We start from the raw sequence: 8,852 nt of genomic DNA on the forward strand, positions 1-8,852 counted from the left end.
TCCGGCGACGCGTTCGCGCTGCCACACCGCGTAATCGGCGTACTGGATCGCAAGCGGCGCGAGCGCGGCGGCTGCACCGGCGGTTTCCACGGCGTACAGCGCCGCGAGTTCCTGCAGGAACGGCACGACCGACCAGCCGTCGGCGGCGATGTGGTGCAAGGTCAGCAGCAGCACGTGCTGCTGCGCGTCCAGGCGCAGCACCATCGCACGCAGCGGCAGATCGCGCGTAAGGTCGAACGCGGCCTGCGCCTGTTCGGCGCGCTGCGCGTCGACGACCGCGTCGCGCGCGCCGGCGTCGAGCGCACCGAGATCGATCAGCGGAACGACGAGCCCGGACGGTTCCATGACGACCTGCCGCACCGCGTCGCCGTCGCTCCCGAACCGCGTGCGCAGCACTTCATGGCGATGCACGACGCCGTCGAGCGCACGGCGCAGCGCATCTACGTCGAGCGCGCCATCGATGCGGAAGGCCGCCGGCAGGTTGTAGTGCGCGCTGCCGCCGTCGAGGCGATCGAGCATCCACAGGCGCTGCTGCGGATACGACAGCGGAAGATCTCGCTCGCGCGACACGCGTTCGATCGCCTGGCGCTGCGAACGCGCGCGATCGACATGCGCGGCCTGGCTGCGCACCGTGACGTGCTCGAACACCGAACGCAGCGCGACATCCTTGCCGAATTCCTCGCCGATTGCGCTCGCGACACGCGAGGCCAGCAGCGAATGCCCGCCGAGCGCGAAGAAGCTCGTGTCGACGGCGACGCTGTCGATGCCGAGGACGCGTTGCCAGATCGCGGCGATGCGCAGTTCGCTCGGCGTCTGCGGCGCGGCCCGAGACGGCTGCGCGGTGACGTCGATGGCCGGCAGCGCGCGCCGGTCAATCTTGCCGTTCGCGGTCAGCGGCAGCGCCGCCAGCGGTACGACGACGGCCGGCTGCATGTAGTCCGGCAGGCGCGCGCGCAGTTCGGCGAGGACCTGCTGCGCGAATGCCGAGACGCCTTCGGCATCGTGCCCGGCGACCGCGGCGCTCGCCGCATAGGCGACGAGGAAACGATTGGCGCCCTCGCCGTGCACGACCACGAGACCGCGCTCGACGCCGGCGCAATCGGCCAGCGCGGCTTGTATCTCGCCAAGTTCGATACGGAAGCCGCGCAGCTTGATCTGTTCGTCGACGCGGCCGAGAAATTCGAGTTCGCCGTCGAGGCGCCGGCGCACGCGGTCGCCGCTGCGGTACAGCCGCACGCCGGCCAGCGTGCCACGTCCGTCGACGAAGCGTTCCGCGGTCAGCGCATCGCGGCCGAGATAGCCGCGCGCGAGACCGGCACCGGCGATGTACAGCTCGCCCGCGGCGCCGAGCGGCACGGGTTCGCCGCGCGCATCGAGCACATGCACCGCGCAGTTCGGCAGCGCCGTGCCGATCGCCAGCGGCGCGCCGGCACGCACGCGCGCCTGCGTCGCGACGACGCTGCATTCGGTAGGACCGTAGGCATTGAACACCGCGCATTTTTCCGCCCAGGTCCAGGCCAGGCGATCGTCGCAGGCTTCGCCGCCGACGACGAGCGAGCGCAGCGCGTAGTCCTGTGTCGCGTCGACCTGCGCGAGCGCGGCCGGCGGAATCAGCGCATGCGTGATGCGCTGCTGCTGCAGATAGGCCGACAGTTGCTCGCCGGAACGGCGCACCTCGTCGCTGCAGATGTAGAGCGCGGCGCCCTGGCTCAGCGTCCGCGCCCAGTCCCAGGTCGCGCCGTCGAAGCTGATCGACGAAAACTGCAGCACGCGGTCGTCTGCGCCGAGTGCATAGTCGGCGGCGAGTCCGTGCACGAGATTGACGAGGCCCGCGTGCTCGACCATGACGCCCTTGGGCTGGCCGGTCGAGCCCGACGTGTAGATCACATAGGCCAGATGCGACGGCGTCAGCGTGGGGACGGCCGGCGCGCGCGACAGCGCATCCGCATCGGCGAGCACGGCGTCGATGTCGAGCACGGTGACGCCGTCGCGCAGCGGCAGTGACGGTCGCAGCGCAGCACTCGTCAGCACGCAGGCCACGGCGCTGTCGTCGATCAGATAGGCCAGGCGCTGCGCCGGATACGACGGATCGAGCGGTACGTAGGCGCCGCCGGCTTCCAGTACCGCGAGCATGCCGATGACGGCTTCGCAGCGGCGTTCCAGGCACAGGCCGACGCGCTGCTCGGGCCCGACGCCGGCGGCCTGCAGCGCATGCGCGAGCCCGCGCACGCGCTGGCGCAGCTGCGCATAGGTCAGCGACCGCGTGTCGTCGACGAGCGCGATCGCATCCGGCGTGCGCTGCGCCTGACGCGCGACGAGTTCGTGCGCGAGCACGGGTTCGATCGCCATCGAGGCACCCTGCGCGAGCGCGAGGACCGTCGCCGCTTCCGACGGCGGCAGCGCCGCGAGTTCGCCGATCGCGATCTGCGGATTCGCGCCGATCTGCGCGAGCAGGTGCTGCAGCCGCGGCCCGAGCAGGCGCGCCTCGGCGTCGTCGAAATAAGCCAGGTTGTAATCGAAGTGGAATTCGACCGGCTGGCCGCTGCCGTATTCCCAGACCGTCAGGGTCAGCGGCGTCGCGCTGAAGCCGTGGCTCAGATAGTTGAGGTGCGCGGCCTGCCCCGCGATCTCCAACGCGCTGTCGAGCTTCAGATAGTTGAACGTGACGTCGTAGAGGCTGCGGCCGCTGCCCGCGGCGCCCAGATCGCCCATGAGCTGGCCGATCGGATAGCGCTGGTGGCGGTAGTCGCCGCGCTGCGCGTCGGCGATGTCGCGCACGATCGCGTCGAAGCCGCGGCTCAGCGGCAGGTTGAGCACGAGCGGCATCACGCTCGTGAACACGCCGATGGTCTGCTTGTGCGCGCGCGTCTGACGGTTGTGCACCGGCAGACCGACGACGAGGCGGTCGTCGCCGTGGCCGAGCCGGAAACCCACGCTCCAGGCCGCGAGCAGCAGCTGCGGCACGCCGGTGCCGAGTGTCTGCGCGAGCTGCTGCAGCACGGCGTAGTCGTCGGGTTCGAGGCGCAGCGTTTCGCGCCCGCTCGGCACGGCGCCGCGCGCGTCGAAGCGCCGGCGATGGAACGGCGTCAGCAGCGCCTCGGGCATTTCCTCGATGCGCTGCCGCCAGTAGGCGCCGTCGCGCGCGAACTTCGCACCCTGCGCGTAGTCGGCGTCGTCGTACGCGATCTGCGTCCACGGCAGCGACGCGTCGGCGTCGGCGTCGAAGTAATAGCGGCCGAGCGCACGCGCGAGGTTCGCGAAGCCCCAGCCGTCGATCATCAGGTGATGCGCGATGACGCAGTACCAGAATTCATTGGCGCCGATCTGCAGCAGACTGGCGCCATACAGCTCCGCGTCGTGCGGTGCGATCGTTGCGCGGAAGCGCGCGTCGAGCCAACGCCGCGCCGCGCCGGCCGCATCGGCCTCGGCGCTGAAATCCATGAGCGGCAGGTCGGTCGTGCGCACGGCCGACAGCGACTGGAACACGCCGTCGGCCGAGGCATGCACGCGGATGCCGAACGCGTCGTGCGACTGCACAAGACGCGCATGCGCGCGTTGCAGCCGCTCGACGTCGACGCGCGCCATGCGGATGTAGCCCCCGATGTTGTACCGCGGGCTGTCCGGCGCGTGCAGCTGGTCGAGATAGATATCCCGCTGGGTCAGCGTCAACGGAAACAGCGCGACGGAAGCGTCCATGGAAGTCATCGTCCGGGAGTTGCGTTCAGACCGCTTGCGCCAGCGGCAGCTCGATCACAGGTGTGCGCGGCGCCTCGTCGGCGCTCGCGATGCGGCCTTCGTTCATGACGATCAGCTGATCGGCGAGATCGAAGTAGCGGTCGTCGTGCGAGATCGCGACGACGGCTTTGCCGCGCGCTTTGAGTTGCGGAAGGATCTGGTGATAGAACACGGCCTTGAAGGTCGGGTCCTGGTCGGCCGCCCATTCGTCGAACAGGTACAGCTCGGCGTCTTCGAGGAACGCGATCACGAGCGCGAGACGCCGCTTCTGCCCGTCCGACAGCGACAGCGTCGAGAAGCGGCCGTCCTTGAACGTGACCTTGTGCTCGAGCGCGAGCGCCTTCAGATAACCGTCGATTTCCTGTTGCACGTCGCGGCCGTCGAGACCGAGCGCGCGCTCGAACAGGTAATAGTCGGAATAGATCGCGGCGATGCCGCGCCGGAAGCCGGCGAGGTTCGCGTCCGTCGCGGGTTCATCGTCGAATTCGATCGCGCCGGCGCCGGGCCGGTAGTGCAGCGTGATCAGCTTGCTCAGCGTCGACTTGCCCGAGCCGTTGCCGCCGACGATGAACGTGATCTCGCCCTTGCGGATCTCGAGATTCAGCGGGCCGACCGCAAAGCCCGGATCGCCGTTGCGGTCGGCGTACTGGTAGCGCACGTCGCGGAAGCGCAGCGTCTGCCAGCCGCGCAGCGCGCGGCCGTCCTGCGCGACGGTTTCCTGCGGAATCTGCGCGAACAGCTGGTTGAGCTTCTTCAGCGCGATCTGCGCCGTCGTGTACTGCGGAATGAAATTCAGCAGCGCGCCGATCGGGCCGGTCACGTACAGCAGCGCCATGATCACGCCGTTGAGTTCCTGGCGCGAGATCGCGTGGTGATTGACGAACACGAAGCTGACCGCGCCGATCACGAAGAACGTGATCAGGTTTCCGTAGTTGAGCGCGACGCGCATGATCGTGTGGCCGGTCTTGCCGGCGTCGCGCACGCGGTCTTCGTTGTCGCCGAGCACCGCGCGGAAATAGTCCTCGCGCTTGTCGTGATTGAGCTTGAGCTCCTTGGCGCCGTGCACGAGGCCGCGGATCGATTCGTGCAGGCCGTCCAGGTGCCGGCGCGCGCGCACGAGATAGCGGCGGCCGACGAGCATGGGCAGCTGGTAGGTGGCGATGCCGAACGCGATGCAGCCCATGACGAACCAGAACACGGCGGCATTGAGGTACAGCAGGAAGCCGAGCATGCCGATCAGCGTGACCGCGTTGGTCAGCAGATCCGGCAGCAGGCGCGCGCCGGCGATGATCACGGGCACGTCGGCGGTGATCGATGCGACGAGCTTCGCGTGACCGACGCGTTCGAGGTCGGCGATCGGCGCGTCGGCGATGCGCCGGTACATGCGCGTGCGCAGATCCGTGGTCACGTCCATCGACACGCGCGTCAGGATCACCTGCGACAGCGTGCGCGCGATCAGGATGAACGCGCAGACCGCGGCGAACAGCAGCGCGTACTTGTAGTTCGACACCTGCCACGAGAAGAAATAGCCGGTCTCGCTCTCGACGGTCGCGAACTTGCCCCTGTCGGGATCGAGCACGCTCAGCACGAGCGGAATGATCAGCGAATAGCTCGCGCCCGCGAGCGCACCGAGCACGATGGAGACGAATACCTTGTTCGGCGATTTCTCGGCGAACGATCCGAGCAGATTCACGGCGCACCTCCCTGCGCAGCGGCGGCCGCGGGCGTCAGCGTCAACGTGTCGACGCCGGCCGCGGCCGGGTCCAGCGAAAGGAATTCGAGATCGCGGAACGGCCGCACCATGTCGTCGTAGTGCGTGCTGACGACGTTGCCGGACTGGCCCGTCGAATTCATGTAGCGGTGCTCGACCTTGCCTGCGCCGAGCGCGACGACCTGGCGGAAGCCCGCGCCGAAGTCCTGCACGTAGCCGCGCGACTTGTCGAGCGAAAAGCTCGCGACGTTGACGCTGTCGGGCGAACCGCCGTTGCCGATGCGCCGCTCGAACACGGAACGCAGCACGTTGACGTCGCTGAACGGAACGTGGCGATAGACCGTCTCGTGCACGTCTTCCCAGGCCCAGTCGCCCATGGATTCGTCGCCGCGGAACTTCAGCACTTCCCAGAGCGCGTCGTTGAGCGAGGCGTCGATCGCGTCGTCGCAGGTCTCGCGCGCGGGCGTGGCCTGGTCGTCGCACCAGGCCGAGTCGCCACCGGCGAGAATGCGGTCGACGGTATCGAGTTCCACATTGTCGGCGACGCCCTTCATGTAGCGGCTCTCGCGCTCCTTGTTCCAGAAGCCGCGCAGGTCGTCGCTGAGCAGTTCGCGGCGCAGCTCGCGCATCCAGGCGTTGAAGATCGTCGCGGCGCGGCTGTCGCGCGCCATGTCGCCGTTCCAGGCGCGCAGCAGATCGAACGCGCGGCGCTGTTGATCGTTGTTCGGCTCGTGCTTCAGCAGCCGCGCGAGCAGACGCTGCGCCGGCGCGCTGCGCGTGTCGGCCTGGATGCGTTGCATCGCGGCGACATCGAGCGTGCGCCCCGCCGACACGGCCTCGCGCAGCAGCGCGGCGATGCGCTCGGCGCGCGCCGGCGAAGCCCAGTCCTGCGAGATCAGCCAGGGATAGTCGTCGCCGACGGGTTTCTCGTTCGCGCTGACGAGAAAGCCTTCCTCGGGGTTATAGCGGCGCGGCCACCGGTCGAACGGAATCTCGCCGGTCCAGGCGTAGTCGTCGTTCCAGCCCGGCACCGGCAGGGTGCCGTCGCCGTTCTTGCGCACCGGCATGCGGCCGGCCGCGATGTAGCCGATGTTGCCGGCGCTGTCGGCATAGAGCAGGTTCAGCGCCGGCGCGACCTGCGACTTCAGCGCCTGCTGGAACGAGGTCCAGTCGCTCGCGTAGTTCAGTCCGTAGAACGCTTCGTAGGACGTGTCGCCCGGATCGAGCGCGGTCCAGCGCAGCGCGGCGGGCTGCTCGAACACGTCGAACATGTCGCTGACGATCGGGCCGTGACGCGACTCGCGCACGCGGACGTGCAGCGGCTGCAGCGGGCTGCGCAGGAACGAGGGAAAGTCCTGGCGCACCGTGATGTATTCGTCGCGCACGACGAAGGCTTCGGGCTTGCCGTCGACGAGATAGCGGCCGGCATCGGCAGCGTCGACCTGTTCGAGGTACAGATCCTGCGCGTCGGCCATGAGATTCGTGCCGCCCCAGGCGACGCTCGCGTTGCGGCCGAAGATCACGACCGGCAGACCGACCAGCGTCGCGCCCTGCGCATCGATGCGGTCGCCCTTGATCGAGGCCATGTACCACAGCGACGGAATCTGCAGGCCCAGGTGCGGATCGTTGGCCATGAGCGCCGCGCCGCCGGCGCCGAGCTTGCCGCTGACGACCCAGGCGTTGCTGCCGACGTAGCGTCCGCCGAGATGCAGCTGCGTTTCGAGCGAATCCTGGAAGCGCGCGAAGGCGGCGAAGCGGGCAACATTCGCGGGATCGAGCGCCGCGACCGTCGACGGCGGCGCACCAGTCGGGAACAGCAGGGCGAATTTCTCGCGATCGACGACCTGGCTCACGAGCAGGCGCTCGACTTCGCGCCGGTAGTTGCCGCCGAGGTTCAGCGCGAACACCTTGATCCACGCGAGCGAGTCGTACACCGTCCAGGGCTCGGGCGCGATGCCGAGCATGCGGAACTCGACCGGCAGCGCGGCGCCGGAGGCGATCCAGGCATTGATGCCGTCGCTGTAGGCCTGCAGCGAGCGCTGCGCATCCGGGCTCAGCGCGCTCCAGGCCGACTCGGCCGAGCGGCGCAGTCCGAGCGTGCGAAACCAGATGTCCTGGTCGATGCTCGATTTGCCGAACACTTCCGACAGGCGCCCCTGCGCGATGCGCCGCTGCAGTTCGAGCTGCCAGAGACGGTCCTGCGCGTGGACGTAGCCCATGGCGAAGAACGCGTCGGCGTCGCTGCGCGCGACGATGCGGGGCACGCCCTGCGCATCGCGCACGATGCTCGCCGGCCGGGCCAGGCGCGGCACCGCAACGTTGCCGGAGACCTGAGGCAGGCTTTGCCGGAGCTGCCATCCCTGATGCGCGATCAGCGCCAGCACCGGGAAAACCACGAACACGACGAGCCGCGAAACCAAGGGGAATTTCCGAAACATCCCGAATCCTTGCGAACGAACATTCATGACCGCCCACGAGGCAGCTGACGACGTGCCGCACGGACAGTCGCCGACCTCATGGCCTTTCATGCCGGGGGATGGCGCTCTCCCTTCCTGGAAGTCGCCACACGGCATCTGGGAACCGCAAAAATGCTATGTATACAACGCTGCGAAAATTCCCGGTCGCAAGACCGGCTGCACCGATGGTGCGTGCGGCAGCCGCCGCAGAATCCTCCACAGGAGCGCCGCCGATGCGTCGTCCTGCTGCGCCCGTGTCCCCCGACCTCGGGCCGCCCAGCAACCTCTACAACATTTTAACTAATCGCACTACTTGCCAATTACACAGTGCGACTGATGCATTGCACAACAATCCCGCAATCTACGGGGCGGCGATATTGCACAGAATTAATCCCTGTGTCGACCGCCCGGAGACTGCCCTGGAAATGCTGCGGACGATTGACAGCAAAATGAATCAAGCGTTCGCAACACGGGGCAATTTCATGAAAATCAACGCACTGTTCCAATAGGAAATCGTTTTCCCATTACCCGAACCTGCATTTGGATATGCGATCAATCGCCACATTTTCCCGACGAGCCGACAATCTCCGCCACATCCGTCGCAGCGTGCGAGACGACGCGACGCGACTGCAGCAACACGCCTGAGAACAGTCGCTTAGCGCGACGCGATCGGGCTTGTCTCCCAGAAACGTCGACCGGTCGCCAAAACCGACATCGCCGCGAAACTTTTTTTTCGAAACTGTGGAAAAAAGTTCTGGACGGCGCAGGGACAGTTATGGCACGCGCGCGTCACTCGGCGCGCGACGGCGGAACGGCTCGCGCGGGATTCGGCGGCCTCGGCCTTTTCCGGAGATGTCGCGGCGGCGGCCAGGCGCGGCGCAACTGAAGCCGCATCCGGGCAATGCGCGGCAGGCGCCGCGATCGGTGTGTCTTCGTAAAACGCATCGCGG

5 protein-coding genes are annotated in these 8,852 nt (G+C 67.8%); 1 reads left to right on the forward strand and 4 read right to left on the reverse strand.

Features of this window, described 5'->3' with window-relative positions; all coding sequences use genetic code 11:
* The 3 genes from VLF18_RS10260 to VLF18_RS10270 all read right to left on the reverse strand — a co-directional run.
* On the reverse strand, nucleotides 1–3,696 hold a 3,696-nt coding region (locus VLF18_RS10260; protein WP_325279534.1), incomplete at its 3' end, for an amino acid adenylation domain-containing protein.
* Between the two features lie 25 nt (nucleotides 3,697–3,721).
* Entirely contained in the window at nucleotides 3,722–5,428 is a 1,707-nt protein-coding gene (locus VLF18_RS10265; protein WP_325279535.1) for a cyclic peptide export ABC transporter, read from the reverse strand.
* Nucleotides 5,425–7,866 (reverse strand): penicillin acylase family protein, encoded by a 2,442-nt coding sequence (locus VLF18_RS10270; RefSeq protein WP_325279536.1) that lies wholly within the window; start codon nucleotides 7,864–7,866, stop codon nucleotides 5,425–5,427. The genes VLF18_RS10265 and VLF18_RS10270 overlap by 4 nt, the downstream gene beginning before the upstream one ends.
* 173 nt (nucleotides 7,867–8,039) lie before the next feature.
* Here VLF18_RS10270 and VLF18_RS10275 point away from each other — a divergent pair, with 173 nt between their 5' ends.
* Entirely contained in the window at nucleotides 8,040–8,411 is a 372-nt protein-coding gene (locus VLF18_RS10275; protein ID WP_325279537.1) for a hypothetical protein, read from the forward strand.
* A 146-nt stretch (nucleotides 8,412–8,557) separates the two neighbouring features.
* Here VLF18_RS10275 and VLF18_RS10280 read toward each other — a convergent pair.
* The coding region (locus tag VLF18_RS10280; RefSeq protein ID WP_325279538.1) for a hypothetical protein at nucleotides 8,558–8,852 on the reverse strand (295 nt) is incomplete at its 5' end.

It is taken from the genome of Tahibacter sp. (assembly GCF_035481375.1).
Classification (GTDB): Bacteria; Pseudomonadota; Gammaproteobacteria; order Xanthomonadales; family Rhodanobacteraceae; genus Tahibacter.